This is a genomic window from Tabrizicola sp. (assembly GCF_016792905.1).
Classification (GTDB): domain Bacteria; phylum Pseudomonadota; class Alphaproteobacteria; order Rhodobacterales; family Rhodobacteraceae; genus Tabrizicola.
The window spans coordinates 1-20,662 of sequence record NZ_JAEULP010000027.1; the positions used below are offsets into that span (position 1 = coordinate 1).

General features: G+C 64.6%; 20 protein-coding genes. 3 read left to right on the top strand and 17 right to left on the bottom strand.

Features of this window, described 5'->3' with window-relative positions; genetic code table 11:
- The 3 genes from JNL31_RS05670 to JNL31_RS05680 all read right to left on the bottom strand — a co-directional run.
- Window positions 1-428 (bottom strand): carbohydrate ABC transporter permease (locus JNL31_RS05670; protein ID WP_294970950.1); only part of this gene is annotated, 428 nt, incomplete at its 3' end.
- A 23-nt stretch (window positions 429-451) separates the two neighbouring features.
- A complete protein-coding gene (locus tag JNL31_RS05675; protein WP_294970952.1) occupies window positions 452-1,300 on the bottom strand; it encodes a glucose 1-dehydrogenase in 849 nt (282 codons plus the stop codon).
- 70 nt (window positions 1,301-1,370) lie between these two features.
- Window positions 1,371-2,633 carry an ABC transporter substrate-binding protein gene (locus tag JNL31_RS05680; RefSeq protein WP_294970954.1) on the bottom strand — a complete coding sequence of 421 codons (1,263 nt, stop codon included), beginning with the start codon at window positions 2,631-2,633 and terminating at the stop codon, window positions 1,371-1,373.
- Between the two features lie 307 nt (window positions 2,634-2,940).
- On the opposite strand from JNL31_RS05680, the gene JNL31_RS05685 reads away from it, so the two are divergent.
- The gene (locus tag JNL31_RS05685; RefSeq protein ID WP_294970956.1) at window positions 2,941-4,020 is read left to right on the top strand and encodes a LacI family DNA-binding transcriptional regulator; all 1,080 of its coding nucleotides are present in this window, start codon (window positions 2,941-2,943) and stop codon (window positions 4,018-4,020) included.
- A 27-nt stretch (window positions 4,021-4,047) separates the two neighbouring features.
- Here the strand turns inward: JNL31_RS05685 and JNL31_RS05690 are convergent, their stop codons facing one another.
- From JNL31_RS05690 to JNL31_RS05705, 4 genes are read right to left on the bottom strand one after another with little or no spacing between them, the layout of a single operon-like run.
- A complete protein-coding gene (locus tag JNL31_RS05690) occupies window positions 4,048-5,499 on the bottom strand; it encodes an aldehyde dehydrogenase family protein (RefSeq protein WP_294970958.1) in 1,452 nt (483 codons plus the stop codon).
- 11 nt (window positions 5,500-5,510) lie between these two features.
- Entirely contained in the window at window positions 5,511-6,620 is a 1,110-nt protein-coding gene (locus JNL31_RS05695) for a mandelate racemase/muconate lactonizing enzyme family protein (protein WP_294970960.1), read from the bottom strand.
- A gap of 56 nt (window positions 6,621-6,676) precedes the next feature.
- On the bottom strand, window positions 6,677-7,534 hold the full coding sequence (locus JNL31_RS05700; RefSeq protein ID WP_294970962.1) for a class II fructose-bisphosphate aldolase: 858 nt from the start codon (window positions 7,532-7,534) through the stop codon (window positions 6,677-6,679).
- Between the two features lie 36 nt (window positions 7,535-7,570).
- On the bottom strand, window positions 7,571-8,473 hold the full coding sequence (locus tag JNL31_RS05705) for an N-acetylneuraminate lyase (RefSeq protein WP_294970964.1): 903 nt from the start codon (window positions 8,471-8,473) through the stop codon (window positions 7,571-7,573).
- Between the two features lie 236 nt (window positions 8,474-8,709).
- On the opposite strand from JNL31_RS05705, the gene JNL31_RS05710 reads away from it, so the two are divergent.
- A complete protein-coding gene (locus tag JNL31_RS05710) occupies window positions 8,710-9,486 on the top strand; it encodes an SDR family oxidoreductase (protein WP_294970966.1) in 777 nt (258 codons plus the stop codon).
- 29 nt (window positions 9,487-9,515) lie between these two features.
- Here the strand turns inward: JNL31_RS05710 and JNL31_RS05715 are convergent, their stop codons facing one another.
- Together JNL31_RS05715 and JNL31_RS05720 are read right to left on the bottom strand one after the other, a co-directional pair.
- On the bottom strand, window positions 9,516-10,391 hold the full coding sequence (locus JNL31_RS05715; RefSeq protein WP_294970968.1) for a sugar phosphate isomerase/epimerase: 876 nt from the start codon (window positions 10,389-10,391) through the stop codon (window positions 9,516-9,518).
- 136 nt (window positions 10,392-10,527) lie between these two features.
- Window positions 10,528-11,316, bottom strand: a complete 789-nt coding sequence (locus JNL31_RS05720) for an SDR family oxidoreductase (RefSeq protein ID WP_294970970.1) — start codon at window positions 11,314-11,316, stop codon at window positions 10,528-10,530.
- A gap of 404 nt (window positions 11,317-11,720) precedes the next feature.
- Between JNL31_RS05720 and deoC the strand changes: the two genes are divergently transcribed.
- Window positions 11,721-12,419, top strand: coding sequence for a deoxyribose-phosphate aldolase (gene deoC, locus JNL31_RS05725; protein ID WP_294970972.1), 699 nt, complete (start codon window positions 11,721-11,723; stop codon window positions 12,417-12,419).
- Window positions 12,420-12,443: 24 nt separating this feature from the next.
- On the opposite strand, the gene pcaF is transcribed toward deoC, so the two are convergent.
- The 8 genes from pcaF to JNL31_RS05760 all read right to left on the bottom strand — a co-directional run bounded on the left by pcaF (window position 12,444) and on the right by JNL31_RS05760 (window position 20,655).
- Window positions 12,444-13,637: a 3-oxoadipyl-CoA thiolase gene (pcaF, locus tag JNL31_RS05730; protein ID WP_294970974.1), complete on the bottom strand. Its 1,194-nt coding sequence runs from the start codon at window positions 13,635-13,637 to the stop codon at window positions 12,444-12,446.
- 102 nt (window positions 13,638-13,739) lie between these two features.
- Entirely contained in the window at window positions 13,740-14,414 is a 675-nt protein-coding gene (locus JNL31_RS05735) for a DUF1523 family protein (RefSeq protein ID WP_294970976.1), read from the bottom strand.
- 12 nt (window positions 14,415-14,426) lie between these two features.
- A complete protein-coding gene (locus JNL31_RS05740; RefSeq protein ID WP_294970978.1) occupies window positions 14,427-14,705 on the bottom strand; it encodes a hypothetical protein in 279 nt (92 codons plus the stop codon).
- Complete coding sequence (locus tag JNL31_RS05745) at window positions 14,706-16,058, bottom strand: DUF6638 family protein (protein WP_294970980.1); 1,353 nt, start codon at window positions 16,056-16,058, stop codon at window positions 14,706-14,708. It abuts the gene before it with no gap.
- Window positions 16,055-16,672, bottom strand: coding sequence for an endonuclease domain-containing protein (locus tag JNL31_RS19130; protein WP_366928919.1), 618 nt, complete (start codon window positions 16,670-16,672; stop codon window positions 16,055-16,057). The genes JNL31_RS05745 and JNL31_RS19130 overlap by 4 nt, the downstream gene beginning before the upstream one ends.
- Window positions 16,673-17,248: 576 nt before the next feature.
- The gene (locus JNL31_RS05750) at window positions 17,249-19,177 is read right to left on the bottom strand and encodes an ATP-binding protein (protein ID WP_294970982.1); all 1,929 of its coding nucleotides are present in this window, start codon (window positions 19,175-19,177) and stop codon (window positions 17,249-17,251) included.
- 58 nt (window positions 19,178-19,235) lie between these two features.
- A complete protein-coding gene (locus JNL31_RS05755) occupies window positions 19,236-20,363 on the bottom strand; it encodes a hypothetical protein (RefSeq protein ID WP_294970984.1) in 1,128 nt (375 codons plus the stop codon).
- Window positions 20,356-20,655, bottom strand: coding sequence for a hypothetical protein (locus JNL31_RS05760; RefSeq protein ID WP_294970985.1), 300 nt, complete (start codon window positions 20,653-20,655; stop codon window positions 20,356-20,358). The genes JNL31_RS05755 and JNL31_RS05760 overlap by 8 nt, the downstream gene beginning before the upstream one ends.
- Between the last annotated feature and the right edge of the window lie 7 nt (window positions 20,656-20,662).

Genomic DNA, 20,662 nt, shown 5'->3' on the forward strand with positions numbered 1-20,662 from the left:
AGCCCCCGGAAGAACCCCTGCAACCCCATCTGCGGGTTCAGGATCCACTGCCAGATCAGGCCGGTGACGATGAAGCTCATGCCCTGCGGATACAGGTAGATCGTCCGCAGCCCGTCCTCGAACCGCACCTTCTGGTCCAGCGCGATAGCCATCAGGAGGCCCAGGATCAGGCTGAGCGCCACGAAAAGCGCGCAGAAGATGCCAAGGTTGACGACCGAAACCTGCCAGCGGTCATCCGAGAACAGCCGGGCATACTGGAATGTGCCGACGAACTTGCTGGTCGGCAGCATCTTGGAATTGGTGAAGGACATCCAGACCGTCCAGCCCATCGCGAAGAGATAGACGAAGACGACGATCAGCGCCGCCGGTGCGAAGCCCAGGTAGTTGCCCCAGGCGAAGCGGGGGCCGGTTCGTGCGCGTGTCGGCATGATGGGTTCTCCCTGCGCCTGCGTCAGAGCAGCCGGTTTTCCAGTGGCGTCAGCGAATAGCCGCCGTCGATGACCATGCATTGCCCGGTCATGTAGCTGGAGGCGTCCGAGGCCAGGAACACCGCCGCCCCCGCCAGTTCGTCCGGCGTGCCGATCCGGTTCATCGCGGCGGGCTTGATCATGTAGCCGTAGGCTTCGTCCGGAAACTCGCTCAGGTAGGGGCCGAGGATGTCGGTCATGATGAACCCCGGCGCGATCGCGTTCACCCGGATGTTGTGCCGCGCCCATTCGTAGGCAAGGCAGCGCACCAGCATGTTCACCCCGGCCTTCGAGGTGTTGTAGCAGGCCTGCGGATTGCCGTTCGCCACGAAGGCCGACAGCGACGAGGTGACGATGATGTTGCCCGCCTTGCGCGGGATCATGTGCTTCGCGGCGGCCTGGGCGGCGAAGAACACGCCCTTCAGGTTCACGTCCATCAGACGGTCCCACTGGTCCTCGGTCATGTCCTCGGCGTTCACGTCGATGCCGATCCCGGCATTGGCGACCATGATGTCGAGCTTGCCGAGGCGCTTGACCGTCTCGTCCACCGCAGCATCCAGCGACGCCCGGCTGGTCACGTCGGCCAGCACCGCGAACGACCCCTTGGCCCCGATCTGGCGCAGCTCGGCCGCGACCGCCTCGCCTTCCTCCTTCGTCTTCCTCGACACGACCACCACGTCGGCGCCCGCTTCGGCCAGCCCGACGGCGAAGGCCTTGCCAATCCCGCGCGATCCGCCCGTGACCATGGCGACGCGGCCCTTCAGGTTCAGCCTGTCCGGCACGGTGCCGTTGATGTCGGTGCCGACCCGGCCCTGTTTCAGCGTGATGTTCATTGCAGCGCCCTCCCCCTGGCCCGTTTCCTTCGGCGGGAGGCGGCGGCCGAACCGCCGCCTCCCCTGTCGATCAACGCATCGAGGCTTCGGTCTCGACCAACGCGACATAGGCCTCGATGAACTGGTCCACCGTCATCGCCGGATCGGCCCAGAAGGTCGCCGCCAGGTCCCGTTCGGCGCCGATATAGTCCGGCGTGTTCAGGAAATCGGTCGCGGCGATCCGCTGGTTCGGGTCTTGCAGCGCCGCCACGCCTTCCTGCGAGCAGGCGTCGAGCGAGGCCATGTCGACATCCAGACGCGCCGGAACCGACCCCTTCTTGGCGTTGAAGGCGACCTGAACCTCCTTGCTCATCATCGTTGTTGCCAGCAGGGTTTGCGCCTCGTTCAACCCATCTGCGCCGTCCAGCGGGAAGATGAACGCGTCCGAAGCCACGATGAAGTTCTGGTGCCCGTCGCCGTTGCCCAGAAGCTGGCAGCCGAATTCCACGCCCGGGGTCTGACCGGCGGCAAGGTATTCGCCCTTGGCCCAGTCGCCCATGAAGTGGAAGCCGGCCTGCCCGGTGATGACCATGTTGGCCGCAACGTTCCATTCGCGGTTGGCCGAGCCTTCGTCCGAATAGTCGCGCAGCTTGATGAAGGTCTCGACGACCTTGCGGAATTCGGGCGACTTGACAGCCTCGACGTCGAGGTCGCGGTTGACCTTGTAGTAGAGGTCCGCCCCGCCCTCGGTCACGAGAACGGTCCAGAACGTCTGGCCCAGCTGCCAGGGTTGCGCGCCCACGGCCAGCGGGATCGCATTGCCCTTGGCCTTGATCGCGTCCAGGGCGGCGAAGAGATCGTCCCAGGTGACGGGCTCTTTCGCTCCGGCGGCGTCCAGCACGGACTTGTTGAACCAGACCCAGTTGTGGCCGTGGTTGTTGATCGGCAGCGCGTAGACATGGCCATCGTCGTAGGTGACAGCTTCCTTGAAGACCTCCGGGATGTTGTCGAGGAAGCCGGTCTCGGCGCCAGGTCCGTCCAGCGGGGCCAGAAGGCCCGAGGCGACGAGGTCGTCGATCTGCTTGCCCAGCGGCATCTGCGCGGCGGTCGGCGCGTCGCCCCCGGTGATGCGGCTGATGATGTTGGCGATGGCGACTTCGCCGCCCGCGATGGCGTTGTCCTTCCAGACGCCGCCGGCAGCGGTATAGGCGTCGGCCACCTGCTTGATTGCGGCAGATTCACCGGCAGAGACCCACCAGTGCATGACCTCGGCTTCCGTGCCTTCGGCAAAGGCCGCCCCTGCGGTCAACGAAAGTGCGGTCGAGATGGCGAACGCGGATACGGAATGTCTCATGTAGGTCCTCCTCCTGCTGATTTGCGGCGCTTCCCTGCAAGGACTGTCGCAACGCGCTCCGGTCCAGGCTTTCGTCTTCATTGTAGCGCTAAACTACTTTAGCGCTACACACGCAGGAGTCAACACTCTATGCTATCGGGCATGACAGGCGGCCGCTTCGAAGATTCACAATCGGTTGGCGCGGGTTTGCGCCAGAACGGATCGCCCGGAATGGGGCATCCGGGTCGGGGACCGCGCCATCGACTTCCGAATCGACATGCAGGACGCGATCACGCATCAATGGCGACAGAACCAAGGACCAGGCAGGATGAACGAGATCGCAGCCAAGCGCGCCCGACGCGGACGACAGACCGACAGGGTGACGGTGAAGGATGTGGCCGAGGCGGCCGGTGTCTCGATGATGACCGTCTCGAACGTGATCCACAATCGCGCCAATGTCAGCGACCAGCTGCGCCAGCAGGTGCAGCAGAAGATCGAGGAACTGGGCTATGTGCCGAACCGCGCCGCACAGGAACTGGCGGGCATGGTGCGCCCGCATGTCGGGCTTCTGTACCCCGGGGTGATCAACCCGTTCATCGCCGCCGTGATCGTGGGCGCGATGAAGGCGGCGGCGCGGCTGCATGTCGACGTGTCGGTTCAACTGGCCCAGATAGACGACCCCAAGGAGTTGAAGGCAACGATCACGCGGATGGAGAGCGGCGGGATCGACGGCTTCCTGCTCCCCTCTCCGATCGCGGAGTTCATTGCGGCAAACCCGAAGAAGGTCCCGCTGTCGGTTCCTGCCGTCGCCCTTGCCCCCGGGCATCCGCTGCCGGGCCTTGCATCCGTAAGGTGCGATGAACGGCAGGCCGCCTATGACCTTGTGTCGCTGCTGGTTGCGGCCGGGCACGACCGGATCGGCCATGTCGCCGGTCCCGACGCGCAAAGCGGCAGCGCGGCGCGATTGCAGGGCTATGAGATCGCTCTCCGCGCGCATGGCATCGCGATGCGCCCGGACTGCATCGTCCAAAGCGCGGCGTTCCGGTTTCATGACGGCCTGATCGCTGCGGAAGAGTTGCTGTCCCGCGAACCAAGGGTGACAGCGATCTTTGCCGCCAACGACACCCTCGCCGCCGCCGTGGTGGCTACCGCCCAAAGACGGGGCATTCCGGTGCCCGCTGCGCTGTCGGTGGTGGGCTACGACGACTCGCCGGTTGCCGAACAGGTCTGGCCGGGGCTGACAACGGTGCATCAGGACGCACAGGCGATGACCGAGCGGGCAATGGAAGTGCTGGATGCGGGCATCAGGGCGCGGCGGAAGGACCCGGCGACACCGCTCGTCTCGGATACGGTGATGCCCTACCAGATTGTCGCGCGGTCCTCGGTCGCCCCGGTCGGAACCTCGTAGGCGGACGCCCGAAGCGCCCGCCAGAGATCACTGCCTGAACACGTCGCGCAGGATGATCGACTTGACCTGCGTCACCTCGCGCATGACTTCCGACATGCTTTCCCGACTGTTGCCGCTGGCCTTGTTGCCGCCACCGAAGGGCAATTCCGCCGCCCGGAACCCGCCCGAGGCATTGATCGCCACATGCCCGGTCTTCAGCTGCCGCGCCACCTGGAGGGCCTTCTTGGTGTCGGGCGTGATGATGCCGCCGCCCAGACCGAACTTGGTGTTGTTATGGATGCGGATCGCATCCTCGATCCGGTCGAAACCGATGATCGGCCAGACCGGCCCGAAGACCTCCATGTCCCGCGCGATGTCCATGTCAGGGGTTACATCGGCGATCACGGTCGGCTCGAAGAAGGCGTATGTGTTCCGCCGCTTGCCGCCGAACATGACCTTGCCGCCCTGCGCCACGGTGTGCTGAACCTGCCGGTCGATTTCCTCCGCCGCAGGCTTGCCGATCATCGGGCCCATCGTCGTGGCAGGGTCCAGCGGATCGCCCGCCACCAGCGTAGACAGTTGCTCGTCGATCAGCCGTTCCATGAAGCGCTTCCTGACCGAGTTGTGGACGATGAAACGCTTCGCCGCGCTGCACGCCTGCCCCGAGTTCCGCGCCTTGTCGCCGGATTCCTTCACCGCAAGGTCCATGTCGGCATCGTCGCAGATGATCAGCCCGTCATTGCCGCCCAGCTCCATGTAGGTCGGCGTCAGATGGGTGGCCGCGGCGCGGGCGATGGTGACGCCGGTGTCGCTTGACCCGGTAAAGTTGATCGCATCCACCCGCGGGTCTTCGCACATCGCATTGCCGACCCGCGCGCCCGAGCCGGTCAGGCACTGCACGATCTGCGGAGGAATCCCGGCCTCGATCAGGATCCTGTGGCATTCGATCACCGCCAGCGGGTCATAGGACGGCGCCTTGACCACCACTGCGTTGCCAGCGGCCAGCGCGCCGCCCACCTTGAAGGCCCAGATCGCCGGCGGAAAGTTGTAGGGCACGATGCAGGCGATGACACCGCGCGGAACGTGCATGGTGAACTGCAGGTCGTGGTCATAGCCCGGTTCCGTCGAATCCGGCATGACATGGCCGTAGTGATGCTTGGCCACCTCGCAGGACGCCTCAAGGATGTAGGCGACCGAGTCGAACTCCCACACGGCTTCCGCCATGTAGGGCTTGCCCGCCTCGCGGCTCAGGACCTTGCCCAGCTCCAGCCGCCGCGCCCGGATCATGCCCGCAGCAGCCCGGATCATGTCGGTGCGTTCCCGCGTCGTCCGGGCCGCCCAGTCCCGTTGCGCCTCCACCGCCACGCCGATGGCATAGGCCACGTCTTCCAGAGTCGCCTCTGGCACCGTGTCGATCACCTCGCCGGTCGCGGGGTTGATGACGGGACGAGTCTTCCCATCGCTGGCCCCGCGCAGGCCAGCGCCAATGATCATATCCATCTGATGTTCCTTTACGTTTCGTCCGCGTCGCGGATGAAGTCCATGTCCAGTTCCAGCCCGTGGCCCGGTGCCTCGATCACGTCGAGATAGCCGTCATGCGGCACCTGCGCGTTCTTCCAGACCGAATGCGTCACCGGCTCGAACATCCGCAGGCGTTCGAGGAAGGGCACGATGCCGCAGACCGAGGCGATGGGGATATGGATATGCTCCATCGCATGCGGGGCGAACTTGACGTTCCAGGCCTCGCACAGGGCCGCGCATTTCATCATCTCGGTGTAGCCACCCGCCCGCGCACCATCGACCTGCACGATGTCGGCGGCATCGGCCATCAGAAGGTCACGGACGCCCCACTTGGTATACTCGTGCTCGCCCGTCCCGAGCGGGATCGTGCTTTTCGCGCGGAAACGGGCCAGGCCCGGGATGTCGTCGGCGAAGACCGGCTCCTCGATCAGCATCGGGTTCAGTTCCTTGACACGGTCAGCGAACTGGATCGCCGTGGCCGCGTCCCAGCAGTTGTTGGCGTCGATCATGATGCCGATGCCGTCGCCCAGCGCCTCGCGCACCTTGCGGACGCGCTCCACGTCCCGGCCGGGTTGGCGACCGCCGTCGAAACCGATCTTGAACTTGACCATGAAATAGCCTTGGCCAACCATGTCCTGCATCTCTTCGACCAGCTGCTCGTCGCTGTATGTGACCCAGCCGCCCGAGGCATAGACCGGGATGCGCGACCGCCCGCCGCCCATCAGCCGATGAAGCGGCATCCCCAGCGCCTTGCCCTTCAGGTCGCCAAGCGCGAAGTCGATCGCCGACAGTGCACAGAAGAACAGGCCCTTGCGGCCCACCCCCCGGAAGACGCCGAAGAAGTCGCGCCAGATCACCTCGGTGTCGAAGATGTCGCGGCCCTTCAGCCGGGGCAGCATGTCGTGCAGGATCAGGGCCTTGATCGCCGTGCCGCCGACCTCGTGATAGGTGACGCCCACCCCTTCCAGCCCGGTGTCGGTCTTTACCCGGACCACCGTCATGCCGATGGTTTCGACGGTGCGCGTGGCGTCTGCCAACCCTGCGGGCGCTGTGGTCGAGACGAGGTGGACCTCGATATCGGCAATGCGATGTTGCGCCATCTTCGCCTCCCCTGTGTCCGCGCTGCCCGGCTGGGCGCCTGTTTCCGAACGGATGTTCACTTCGATCTCCCCGCACACATGCAGATGTCCATATAGTCCCGCACCACATCGGCTCCGGCCGTGATCCCGGCCGTGCCGATGGTCATCAGGGCCAAGTCCTTGACGACCTCTGCCGCGATGGTGTCGGCAGCCGCCTTGACGAAGGCATAGCGCAGCGCAGTGCCGACGTTCATCTTGGCCACGCCCATGCGGATCGCCTGCTGCACCTGATCGCGGGGGATCCCCGTGCCGCCGTGCAGCACCAGCGGGATCTTGACCCGCTTGTTGATTTCCTCGACCAGATCGAAGCGCAGCTCTGGCGTCTCGGTATAGAAGCCATGCGCATTGCCGATGGCGACGGCCAGACAGTCGATCCCGGTATCGGCCAGTTCCACGGCCATCTCGGGATCACATAGGTGCGCGTTCTCCAACTTCGTGCCGAATTCGTCGGTCATGCCGATGGTGCCGACCTCGCCTTCGACCGTCACGCCGCAGGCATGGGCGATCTTCACCACCTCCCGCGCGTTGGCGGCGTTCTGGGCGATGGGCAGGTGGCTGCCGTCATACATCACGCTGGTGAAGCCGCCCCGGATCGACCGGATGCAGGTCTCGACCGAATCGCCATGGTCCTGGTGGATGGCGAAATCGACCTTCAGGTCCTCGGCCACGCCCCTGGCAATCGCAACGGCAATCGAGGCGCTGCCCATATAGGCGATCTCGACCGGGTGGATGCCCAGGATCACCGGCGCGCGCAGCTCGGCGGCGGTCCGAAGCACGCACTGGATCATCTCCAGGTTGGCGCAGTTGAAGGCCGGGACCGCATAGCCCCCGGCATGGGCATCGGCCATCAGCGTCTTCATCGGGTGCAGGGTCATCTGATCCTCTTTGTCTCTGGCAGGGGATGGCGCGCGTCAGGCGGCCAGTTCTGCGGCAATCTGGTCAAGTCGGCCGCTGGTGGCAGCGGTCAGGATGGCAAGCGGCCTGCGGCAAACCGGGGTGGCGACCACCCCCATCCGGTGCAGAAGGTACTTCAGGCCCGGAAAGACGCCCACGCGGACCAGTTCGTCGATGACGGCGTTGCACTTCGACTGGACGGCAAGGGCTGCGGCCGGTTGGCCTGCCCCCTGCAACCGCACCAGTTCCAGGTACGCCGCGCCCAGCACGTTGTAGGTCGATCCGATCCCGCCGTTCGCCCCCATGGAAAGGCCCGCCAGCAGCATCTCGTCATAGCCGTTCAAAAGCACCTTGCCGGGGAAGGCGCGGGCAAGCTGCTCCATCTGGTACATGTCGATGGCAGTCTGCTTGATCCCGACGACGCCCGGCAGCTCCAGCAATCGCCCCAGGTCCTCCAGCGTGAAGCTGACGCCGCTCATCGCCGGGATGTTGTAGATGATCAGCGGCATTCCGGCGGCGGCGGACAGGATGTCCTGATAGTAGCCGAAGATCTCATCCTTGCCGTGCGGGAAGTAGATCGGCGGGATGGCCGACACGGCGTCATAGCGTAGCGTGGCGCAGGCCCTTGCCAGCACCTGCGCATCGCGGGTTGCGATCGCCCCGACATGGCCGATACGGGCGCTGTCGCCCGCCGCCTCGGCGACCGTTTCGAAAGTGGCGATGCGTTCCGCGACCGAATGCAGAAGGCCCTCGCCGGTCGATCCCCCGACATAGAAGCCGTCGATTCCCTGCCCCTTCACATGGGCGACCAGGCGGCGCAGGCAGGCGTGCGAGATGTTCTCCTCGGCGTCGCAGGGGGTCATCAGGGCGGCATGCAGGCGCATCAGGCGGTTGGACTTCGGGTCTTGCATCGTGATCATCTTCCATCCCTCCTTTCCGCCCTGCCACTGCAGACTAACGGTTCCCCACGACGAAAGCGGTTGCGCCCCGTCATTGCCGTCCGCCGCGAGGGGCAGTTGCAGTTCCCGGCAAGACCAGGCTTGCGCGGTTTCTTGTTTAACGCTAAACAAAGTTGAGACCGCTGTCAACGGGACAATCGCGGCCCGGACACTACGGAACGGCAAAGCCCGCAACGGCCAAAAGGAGGACACCCCCCATGACACGCACCGCCATCGTCACCGGATCGGCCCAGGGCATCGGGCGCGGCATTGCCGAGCGCCTGGCCAGGGACGGGTTGTCGGTCACTCTGGCCGACCTGCCCGCCAACAAGGACGCCCTGGCCGAGGCAGCCCGCATGATCACCAAGGCCGGGGGAACCTGCCGCACCGCCTTTGCCGATGTCAGCGACCAGTCCCAGGTTGACGCGCTGGTGGCGGATCATGTCGCAGCGCTTGGCGGGCTTGATGTGATGGTGGCCAATGCCGGGGTCACGCTGATCGCCCGGTTCATGGACACCACGCCCGAGATCCTGAACCGCACCTTCGACATCAACTTCAAGGGTGTCTTCCACTGCTATGCGGCTGCCGCCCGGCAGATGATCGCCCAAGGACGCGGTGGTCGGCTGATCGCGGCCTGTTCGATCAGCGGCCACAAGGGCGGCGACTGGGTTTCGGCCTATGTCGCGTCGAAGTTTGCCGTCCGCGGCCTCACGCAAAGCGTTGCCCTCGAACTTGCACCGCATGGTATCACGGCCAATGTCTACAGCCCCGGCATGGTCGACACCCCGATGTACCAGGAGATCGACCGCATGGTGACCGAGCGTGAAGGCACACCGCGCGGCAGCCAGATCAGGAAGATGGCCGCGACGATCCCGATGGGCCGCTTCGCGACGCCTGCGGACATCGCGAACGTCGTGTCCTTCCTGGCCTCGGAGGATTCGGCCTATGTGACGGGCCAGTCCCTGGTTGTCGACGGCGGCATCTACATGAACTGAGGGATCGGGCGAACGCCCATCCCCTGTATCTATCGATAGGCCGCCGCCCGACGCTGCGCCTCGTCCCACTGCGCACGCATGAAGTCCAGCGAGGTCAGGGCAAAGGCATCCGCATCGGTCCAGTTCTCGCGCCAGATCGCGCAGATCGCCTTCAGCCAGTCGCCACAACCTTGCGTGTTGAACGCCTCGACGCTGATCACCTTCTGATAGCCGATGGCGACCAGCGCATCGAAGACGGGCGCAAAGTCGATAGAGCCGGAACCAAGGTATCCCCGGTTCGATTCGCCGACGTGGAAATAGCCGATCCTGCCGCCCGCCAGACGGATCGCCTGGCCCATGTCGCCTTCCTCGATGTTCATGTGGAAGGTGTCGATGTGCAGGAACAGGTTGTCCGACCCGGTGTCGCGGATATAGGCCAGCCCCTGCTTCACCGTGTTCATCAGGTTGGTCTCGTAGCGGTTGACCAGCTCCATCGACAGCGCGACCCCCGCCGCCTTCGCCCGGTCGGCCACCCGCGTCAGGACGGCAACCGACGTGTCCCAGTTCCTGCGTGTCGGCATCACGCGGTACTTCTGGTGGCCCGAGAAGATCGGCCCGCTCATCCCCCTTGATCCGACATCGCGGGCAATCGACACCGCCTCGTTCAGCACCGCCTCGCCCGCCGCCACCACTGCCGGATCGTCGCTCGACACGTCGAATTCCGGCGCGAGGCCGCAGGATGCGCCAAGTTCGATGCCCAAGGACTCCGCAGTCTTCGCGATGCGCGCCACGTCCACCCGCTTGCGGTCGAACCCCGGCAACTCGAAGAAGTCGTAGCCCGCCACCCTCGCGCGCTCCATTCCGTATTCGATGGCTGCGGTGTCCTGGGCATCGTTCCAGACGAAGGAATGCACGCCGAATTTCATGGTCCTGACCCTAGTGACTGTTGGATTTCCGAAAAGCGGGCCGTTCCGCACCGGAACGGCCCGAGGACGTCCTGACCGGGAGGCGGTCAGGTCGGCCCGGCGGACGCGGGGGAGAGGAGCGTCGCCGTGGTTTAGGTCAGACAGTCCGGACCGGTCCGCCATCCGCCCGCAGCACCGCTCCACGCGTGGCGTTCGAGGCCGGGCAGCACAGATAGGTGATCATGTTCGCCACCTCGTCGGCCTCCGCGAACCGGCCAAGCAGCGAGGTCGTCTCGTTCTTCTCGAAGTGTTGCTTCTCGAACTCCTGCACTGGACGCCCCTTGGCGTCGCGATAGACCCATTCCGACATCGTGCCGCCGGGGCTGACGCAGTTGACCGTCACGCCGGGGTGGCGGTGGAACATCTCGGCCACGCAACGTGACAGACGGATGACCGCCGCCTTGCAGACCCCGTAATCGACGATCATGTCCGGTGTCACCATCCCGGCTTCCGAGGTCATGAAGATGATCCGGCCATAGGTCTTCGCTTTGATCAGCGGCGCGAAGTGGCGGGTCAGGCGGACACCGCTCATCACGTTGAAATCCCACTGGTATTGCCAGTCCTTGTCGGTCAGTTCGTCGAACGGCACGATCCGGTCGGTCCCGCCCGCCATGTTCAGGAGAAGGTCCACGTCCCTGACGGTGTCAATCACATGCTGGCACCCCTCGACGGTGGCGACGTCGGCCTGCACCGTCATGACCTGCGCCCCTGGCACCCGCGCCCGAACCGCATCCGCTGCCTGCGCCAGCCGGTCGGCTTTCCGCCCGTTGATCCAGACCTTCGCCCCCCGCGAGCACAGCTGCTGCGCCGTGGCCAGACCGATCCCCGTCACCGAGGCCGTGATCAGCGCCGTCTTTCCCGTCAGGTCCATGTCCATCATCGCCATTCTGGTTTCCCCCTTCAATGCTGCTGCCCGGAGTGTCCGGCTTCACGCCGCCCGAGGTCGCGCACAGCGTCTTGCTTGGAGCATTTAACGCTAAACTGAAATGCATGCAAGGGCGATCAGCCGTCAATCCCGCGCCGTGCCCACGCGCAGGCAGGCCTTCAGCCGCTCGCCTTCATTGCGCCTGATCGCCATACTTCTCACGGTTGGCTCGGCCATGATCTTCCTTGTCTTCGCGCCTTGGCCGGTTACTCGCGGGCCTCCGCCACAACAGGTTCGAGGCGGGGCCGCCAAGCGCCCGTCCGGATTCCTCGTCGCTGCGACAAAACACCAACTTGCGGATTCCGGTTGCTGCTCTGGTCTTTTAACGCTAAATGTACCAGAACACATCCACGGAGGAGAACCGCATGCTCACCGTCGACGAACTTGCGTCCATGATCGACCATTCAATCATCGACCCCTTCCATACCGAACGCGACATGGTTGAAGGGATCGAGACGGCGATCAGATATCGCACTGGCCGTTTCACCACCCAGCCGATCCGCGTCAAGGCCGCGCGCAAACGGCTGGAGGGCACGGGCGTCCTGCTCCAGACCTATGTCGGCTTTCCGCATGGCAACGACCATACCGAGGTCAAGCTCCTCCAGGCCCGCCGCGCGCTGGACGAAGGCGTGCAGGAACTGGACATGGTGATCAACATCTCCGCCTTCCTGTCCGGCGATCACGCGTATGTCGAACAGGACGTCAACGCCATCGTCGAAGCCGCACGGCCCTACGATGTCACCGTGAAGGGCATTCTCGAATGCTTCTACCTGACCCGCCCGCAGCGTCTGCAGGCGGCGCTGATCGTGGAACGGGCCGGCGCGCAGTTCGTCAAGACTTCGACCGGACAGCGCCCCGACATGCAGGCCTCCATCGCCGAGGACTGCCGCTCGATGCGCGCCATCCTGAAGCCCGAAACCACGATCAAGGCCTCGGGCGGCTGCTTCGACCTTGATGCCCTGCTGCTTTACTATCGGAACGGCGCGCGCCGCTTCGGCGCGTCAGAGACCGCAACCATCCTTGAGGACCTGCGGACCCGCATCGCCAACGGGCAGCCCCACTGACCGTCGACCAGGCCTCACGCGGTTTCAAACCCGCTCCAACGCCAGCGCAATCCCCTGACCAACCCCGATGCACATGGTCGCCAGCGCCTTCTCGCCCGGTTTCGCCTGCAGGGCCGCCGTGCCGACAAGCCGCGCCCCCGACATGCCCAGCGGATGCCCGAGCGCAATCGCGCCGCCATTCGGATTCACCCGCGAATCATCATCGGCAATCCCCAGCTCCCGCAACGTCGCCAGCCCCTGCGACGCGAAGGCCTCGTTCAGCTCGATGACCGAGAGATCCCTGACCGCCAGCCCCAGCCGATCCATCAACTTCTGGGAGGCCGGCGCCGGACCGATCCCCATGATCCGGGGCGGCACGCCGGCGACGGCGCCACCCAGGATGCGGGCAATCGGCACCAGCCCGTGCTGCCGCGCTGCCGCCTCGGAGGCGATGATCAGCGCCGCCGCCCCGTCGTTCACGCCCGACGCGTTGCCCGCCGTCACGCTGCCCCCCTTGCGGAACGGCGCAGGCAGCGCAGCCAGCTTTTCCAGCGTCGTCGCGCGCGGATGCTCGTCCCGGTCCACCACGACCGGCGCGCCCTTGCCCTGCGGGATCGTGACCGGCGCGATCTCCTGTGCCAGCCGCCCCGAGGCGATGGCCGCCGCCGCCTTCTCCTGCGACCGCAGCGCAAAGGCATCCTGGTCGGCCCGGCTGATCCCGTAGTCCTCGGCCACGTTCTCGGCCGTCTCGGGCATCGATTCCACGCCATATTGCGCCTGCATCAGCGGGTTCACGAACCGCCAGCCGATGGTGGAATCATGCACCTCGTTCGCCCGCGAAAAGGCCGAGGTGGCCTTGGGCATGACAAAGGGCGCCCGGGTCATGCTTTCCACCCCGCCCGCGATCACCAGTTCCGCCTCGCCGGTCCTGATCATGCGCGCCGCCGTCAGAACCGCATCCATCCCCGACCCGCACAGCCGGTTGATCGTGGTCCCCGGAACCGAGACCGGCAGTCCGGCCAGCAGCAGGGACATGCGCGCCACGTTCCTGTTGTCCTCCCCGGCCTGGTTGGCGCAGCCGAACACCACGTCATCGACCGCCGCCCAATCCAGATCATGCCGATCCATCAGCGCCCGCAGCGGCACGGCCCCCAGATCATCGGTCCTGACCGAAGCCAGGCTTCCGCCGAAACGGCCGATCGGGGTGCGCAGGTAGGCGCAGACATAAGCCTCGGGCATCATGGTCTCCTTCAGGTCCAGGCAAGCGTCGGGTCATCGACTGGCCCGGACACTACCAGCGCGCAGCGCCCCGGCAATATCCAGCTGGTCGGCTTCCCTCAGCTATTTTTTCGCCCGCCACGTCCCCAGCCAGGCCCCGATCCGCCCGAAGAAGCCGCGGGCTTCCTTGCGGGCGTTTTCGGCCCGCGCCTCGACCGAATCCCAGGCCTCGCCCGCATCCGCCAACGCCGGGTCGACCATCCGCTCGCGGAATTGCAGCCACATCTTGCGGATCATCAGGATCACGAAGGCCAGGACGGCCAGAAGGATGATGTTGACCCAGGGGATGATCGTCACATCCGGCCCCTCGACCGGATAGATGTTCACCGCATTGGGAAAGGCCGAGAACAGCGGAATCCGCCAGCCGTAATGCGTGATGACCACCCATTGCGGCGCGGCGGAGGTCGACTTCAGGTTCGCCGCCTCGGCCTGCAGGGTGGCGCTGTCCCATTTGAAATAGGGCGGCCAGAACCAGCCGGTATCCTCGTTGCGGTAGACCATCACATCACCGTCGGCATAGGCCGCATCAATGAAGCGGATGTCGCGGGTCGTGCTGGTCTCGGAGCCGGTCCCGGTGTCCTCGATGGAATAGAAGATCCAGTTGCCGCCGATCTGCGTGATCCGGTTCGAGGTCTCGGTGATCCGCACCACGTCATGCTGCGGCAGGGTGTAGTGCAGGAAGAGGCCGACGATCAGCACCAGCAGGATCCGGATACCCCATTTGATCTTGGTCCACATGGGTGCGCCCTTTCAGTGCCAGTTGATAAGATAGATCGTGACCAGGAAGCCGATGGTCGGAATGATATAGATAAGCCACAGCAGGCGCTTTTTCAGCCCCTTGTCATAGTGGACCATCCCCGCCTCGATGAAGGCCTGTCGCTCCTGCACCGTCTGGCCCTCACGCGCGGGGTCGGTGTCCCATTCCTTCTCCAGCTTTTCGCGCCGGACCGACCGGGAGTAGATCGAGGTGACGAAATAGATGATCGTCAGCCCCACATACATGAAGAACGCAAGCCGCAACCAACCCATCTACCTTCTCCCCCATGGCCCGACCGCAGGGCCGCGGACCGGCTTCGGCCCCTCGGCCATCTGCGGGCGGTGCAATTCGTCCATCCCCGGTTCCGGCCCGAACAAAGCCGTCCGCGCGCCTTCCCGGTCCACCTGATACTCCCGCGCCAGGAAATCCGCGACATAGGTCTTCTTGCGATCCGACCATGTCATGTACTGCGCATAGAACAGCTCCTTGTGGGTGATGAACATCTGCCGCACGTCCATCGGCGACAGTTCCGTCAAGAGCATGTTCACCAGGTCCCGATCCGGCCCCGCCTTGCCCCGCAGCGTGTAGAAATACGCCGGATGCTCGCTGGTGATCTTCGGCCAGGCCCCCCCGGCCTCCACCCAGCGCAACAGGTCCGCCAGCCCCAGGAATTCCTGCGGCAACGCCGACCCCAACTTATAGGCGATCTTCCGCAGCTCCGTCCGCCTTGCGTCGCCAACCTCGATCCCCAGCCGGTCCGCCGCATCGACCAGGATGAAATCCATCTTCTGCCGCAGGATTGCCGAGGCATCCGCCCCCCGCGCCTGCACGATGGGCTCGGTGAGGCCATTCCGCTCCAGCCAGTCGGCGATCTGGTTGCGCAGGGTCAAGTCCATCACCTGCGGCACCGGCACCTCGCCCAAGCTATGCCAGTCCAGCGTCGAAATCGCCGCCGGATAGCGCACCCCCTGAAAGATGTAGACCCCGCCAAAGAAGCTGGTCCAGAAGTTCGCCTGCTCGAAGGTCATCGCCGGTAGCGCAATCGGCACCCGCGTCACGTCGCCCGTCTTCTTCGCCAGCGTGATCATCTCCGCCACCAGCACATCGTCGCGCCAGCCGTCGGGCTCCTGCCGGAACCGCTCGATCAGCTTCGCCAGCTTCCCCGCATCCGCCACATGCCCGCCGATGGTGTCGGCCTCGACCGTCACCTGCCTGATGTCGAACAGCCGCGCCGGAGTGTCCACCGCATAGACCGAATTCTGCAACTCCCCCGCCACCGCATCCCGCGCCGTCAGCGCAAACAACTGCGCGTCGTTCTTCTCGATGAACTGCGTCAGGATCCCCCGGCTGGTGGAGAACTTGATGTTGAGCAAAGGCGCATCCTTCTGCGCCGTGGTGAGCAGGATGAACTGCCGGTTCGCCCCGTTGGGGTTGAGGTAGAGGTCGTCCTTCAGCTCATCCCCAATCTCCGGCGAGTAGCCGGAGAGGTCGATGTGGAAATCGTCGAGCTTGGTGGTCTTCCCCGTCAAATGCTTCAGTGCCCGGTTGTAGCGTTCGACAAGGGCTGGGGAGGAGACCTCGATCAGGTTCCCGAACATGAGACCGCGTTGGATGAGGCGTTTCATGGACGACCTTCCCGCGCGCTCATGGCTGATGGCGTGCCCCCCACCCCCATCCCCTCCCCACCGGGGGGAGGGGAGGTTCCCCGGTCCGCCGTTCCGCGCAACGCTAAAGGACGAGCGCCTCCCTCCCCCCGCGTGGGGGAGGGCTGGGATGGGGGGGCGTCAGCCAGAGGCGAAACCGCCAGACCATCACGCGAAACGCCAGCCCTAAGCGCCTCCCCTCCCCCGCGTGGGGAGGGGATAGGGGCGGGGGGCGCACTATCGGCCAAATCCTCGCCGCCAACCGCATCGAAGATCACTTGCATCACGCCCTCGATATTCCCCGAAACCTCCGGGTTCCAGAACCGCAACACCCGAAACCCCTGGCCCACCAACCGCTCATCCCGACGCTGGTCCCGCTCCCCACCATGCCCGCCGCCATCAATCTCGACCACCACCCGCCGCCCCAGATCGGCGAAATCCGCAATGAACGGCCCGATGGGCGCCTGCCGCCGGAAGTTGAGCCCCAGCATCCGGTTCAACTCCCGCAGCTTGACCCAGACCTTCCGCTCCTGCGGCGTCATCTCCGCCCGCAACTTACGCGCCCTTTTCCGGTTTATCGGGTGAATGCCCGTCATCCGTCACGCCCCATGCCCGAGGCCCCCCACCCCGACCCTCCCCACAGGGGGGAGGGAGGGCCAAACCGTCCACCACCTGCACCTACGCCAACCGACCAAGCGCCTCCCCTCCCCCTAGTGGGGAGGGGCTGGGGGAGGGGGGCCGGAGAGGAGGCCTTGGCGAGTTTCCCAAACATGTGGCCGCGCTGGATGAGGCGTTTCATGGCATCCTGCCATCATGAAGTTTTATACCCCAGAGCGCCCAATGGGCGATAATCCACACGCAGCTCAGAGTCGTTGTCATTAGACTCAAAACAGACAGTTCGACACCAGTTTCATAGAAATATGAAATTGCGCCTGGAAAATCTTCCAACACATTTGAGATTACATTCGTGCTGTTCAGTATATGCAAGACAAGGGAAGCTATTCCAGACAGTATGGATAGTAAAATTAGACTAACTACCCAAACTAGCGGTAGCCAGGCGATTGACCGCAACATCCTTCTCCTAATGAATCTCGGTAGAATCCAACCTATCACCGCCAAAGTTGTGATAGTTATAAGAAACGCTTGATAGCTCGCTCCATAAAAGAAGTCGTTCACTGCTTCCCCTCCAGATACCGCCGCTTCGCCTCTTCCGTCCGCCCGAACTCCCGCACCATCGCCTCGATGGCCACCTCGTCCGACTTGTCGGCATAGCGGAACTCAGAGTCGGCGTAGCGGTTGATCTCCTGGATCACCATCTCGACCGTGATCGGCGTCATCAACCCCCGGATCATCGCCAGCTTCTCGTCATAACCCTTGAACAGGAACAGGTCCGGCTCGGCCATCCACTCGTCCGGCAGTTCAAAGTCCATCGCCCGGACCTTCACCGCATCGGTGATGTTCTTGATCGCCCGCCCCGTGAACCGTTCATCCGCCTGCTGGATCGCCTTGAGGTAGGCCCCCATCTTCGCCAGCGTATCCAAGGGCCCGATGTCCGAGGCCACCTTGTCCCAGACCTTCAGTAACCCATCCTCATGCGGCTTCGAATATCCCTCGAACGAAGCCGCCACCGCCTTCCTGATCTCCTGCGCCGCGAAAAGCTGATGGTCCCCCACCGGGATCGAGTGGTTCTTTCCCAACAGCAGCGAGAGGATATCAATGTAATCCTCCCGGCTCTGCGGCCCGTCGACCAGAAACCGCGCCCCGGCCCGCTGGCGCAAAGCGTCGTCCACGTTCTCCGGGTAATTCGAGAACATCCCGAAGGTGCAGTTCCCCCGCACCACCGTTCCCGCCCCGGCGAAAGCCTGCATGAAGACCGCCGTCACCTCCTGCTGGCCCGCCGATGACTGCCGGTCCCCGCGCTTGCCCGCCACCTGGTCGATGTCGTCGATGGTGCCGAAACCGATCACGCTCGGATCAATCACCGCGTCGATGAAGGCCTTGGCGTTCTGGCCGGACTTGCCCTGATAACTGTCGATCTGGTCGATGGAAAAGTTCTGGTAGCGGAACGGATAGCCCGCCACCTTGCAGTACCCGTCCAGAAGCCCCGCCATCATCTGGATCAGCGTGGTCTTCCCCGTCCCGGGCTTGCCATCCCCCATGAAAGTGAAGATGAACCCGCCCAGTTCCGCGAACGGGTTCAGCCGCCGCTCGAAGTCATAGGCCATCAGCATCTTCGCCAGCCGCATCGACTGGTACTTGGCGATGTGGTTCCCCACCACCTCATGCGGGCTTTTGAAGGCCATGACGATGGACCCGCCCTTCGCCGCCTTCGCCGGCTTGAACCCGGCGATGGTCAGCCCGTCCGCCTCCACCTTCCACGACCCGGACGTGAACACAGACGTCCGCGCCCCGTTCTCCGCCCTTATCTGCACCTTCTTCATCAGCGCCTCAGCGAAGGCCGACAAGACCGCCACCAGCTTCGCATCATCCGTCGCCAGCGCGCCGATGTCCTGGTCCAGCTCCCACAGGGCCCCCTGCAAGGCCAGCGGAGCGTTGTCGGTCAAGACCTCCTCCACCTCGCCCAGTTCCACCGTCCCCGGCCCCACATGCGGCGCGATCAGATAGGCGAGCGCATTGGCAAAGGTGAACAGAACCACCAGCGCCTCGCCCTGCAACAGCTCGCCGAATTCCGCCCGCTTCGGCTCCGGCACCCGTCCCTCCAGGTTCGCCTTCTTCAGCTCCGCGAGCCCCGACTGCGCCGAAAACGTCTCCCCCATCGCCAGCGCAATCGCCAAAGATCGCCGCAGCGCATTCAGCACCGCCGCCTGCACCGGTGACACGAGGCCATCTGACAGCCCCTCCACCCGCTCCGACAACCGCACCCCACCCGGCCGCGCCGTCGACCGCGTCGCCATGCCCGGCACCGTCGAGCGGAACGTCGGCCGCACCCCGATCCCCGGCGACCGCTCCGTCTGAACCGCCTGAACCAAAGGCTTCGCCAGCCGCGGCGCGTGATCAAAGCCGAAGACCATCCCCAAGGCCGCCTCGTACTGCGCCCGGATCGCCTCTTCCTTCAGCTCCATCGTGTCCCGCGTGCTCATCCTCAAATCCCTTTCATACTGGCGAAAATATCCCGGGGGTTCGGGGGCTGGCCCCCGGCTACAACGTCGGTATCAACCGCCCCCCGGCCCCGACGACGAACTTCCGCAACCCCTGCAACCCCTTCGGGTTCTGTTCCACCAGCACCTGATAGGGCTTCTCCGGCAGGATGATCATCCGCTCCTGCCGCGTGGCGCCAAGTTCCGCCCCGCCGACCGCATCCAGTTTGTACACCTGCCGCCCCACGGTCGAGAACCAGCCGTCCTTCACCTCTTCCTCGCGGTCGGAAACCAGGTCCTCGACCGTCCAGACCAGCGCCCAGTCCTCCTCCTCCGGTGCCTTCGTCCCCTCCAGCACCTTGGAGATCGGCCCCGATTGCAGCGTGAACCCCGCCGAATACATCGGCCCCAGGATGATCCGCCGCAGCCGCTTCGGGTGCAGGTCGGGGAAATCCTTGTCGAACCCCGTTGCAATCGTCAGCAGCTTCAAACCGCCCACCGACTGCGCCATCAGCGCGTGCTGCACCTCGGGCCAGCGGTAGGCGTCGTTCGGCAAGGGTTTCCTGCCAGAATCCTCCAGATCCATCAGATAGACCACCGGCAGATTGTCCTGCGTATCCCAGACCGCCCAATGCACCAGGAAATGCCGCCGCTCCCCCAGATCTTCGATCCATTGCGCATCCGGGTCGTTCCGCGCCCAGAAGATGCCCCCCGCCGCCAGCGCCTCATAATAATACCGCTGCGACAGCGCGAATTGCAGCGCGGTGGGGATCGTCTGGTCCCCCACGATCTGCCGCACCATCCGGTCCTTGAGTTCCGTCTCCGACGGCATGCCCTCCAGATGCTTCGCGGCCTGCTGGGCATCGACCGCCATGGTCATCAGCTCCTGCGCCACCGGAAACCCGCTCTCATGCCGGTCGATGGTCAGCCGCGGAGCCCCCTCGCCCCGCCCGGTCATCAGGTACTTGTGGTTCAACGCCCGGAACGTTCCCGCCACGGCCTTGAGATAGACCCCCAGCACCCGCGCCTCGGTCCGGCTGAGCTTCCCCTCCGCCTCCACCTCCGCCGCCACCCGCGCCAGATGCCCGGTGATCCGGTCGAACTTGGCGAAGTAGCGACGGGCGGTGAGCGTGTCGTACAGCTCGTGATGGTCCGAGGTGAGGACGTCTTTGACGGTGGGGTCAGGCATCGCGGTCGCGACCTTCGTTGTCGAGCCACCAGAACCATCTTGCGACAGGATTGACGGCTATCATCGTTCGAGTGTGATCATTGGCCTCGAGAGCGTAGTGGTAGAACTTCTTCTGCATTGGTCGGAGCAACCCACCAAAAAGAAGAAGCACCACAGCCACGCCAATCAATGCCGTGCAGACGCTTGCCAAGTACAACGCCAGGTCTTTTCTTCCGTTCTCGGCCAACAGATAGATGGCTCCGAATATGAGACCTCCAAGGAGCAAAGAAATTGCTCCCCACTTGCGGCTCAATTGAACC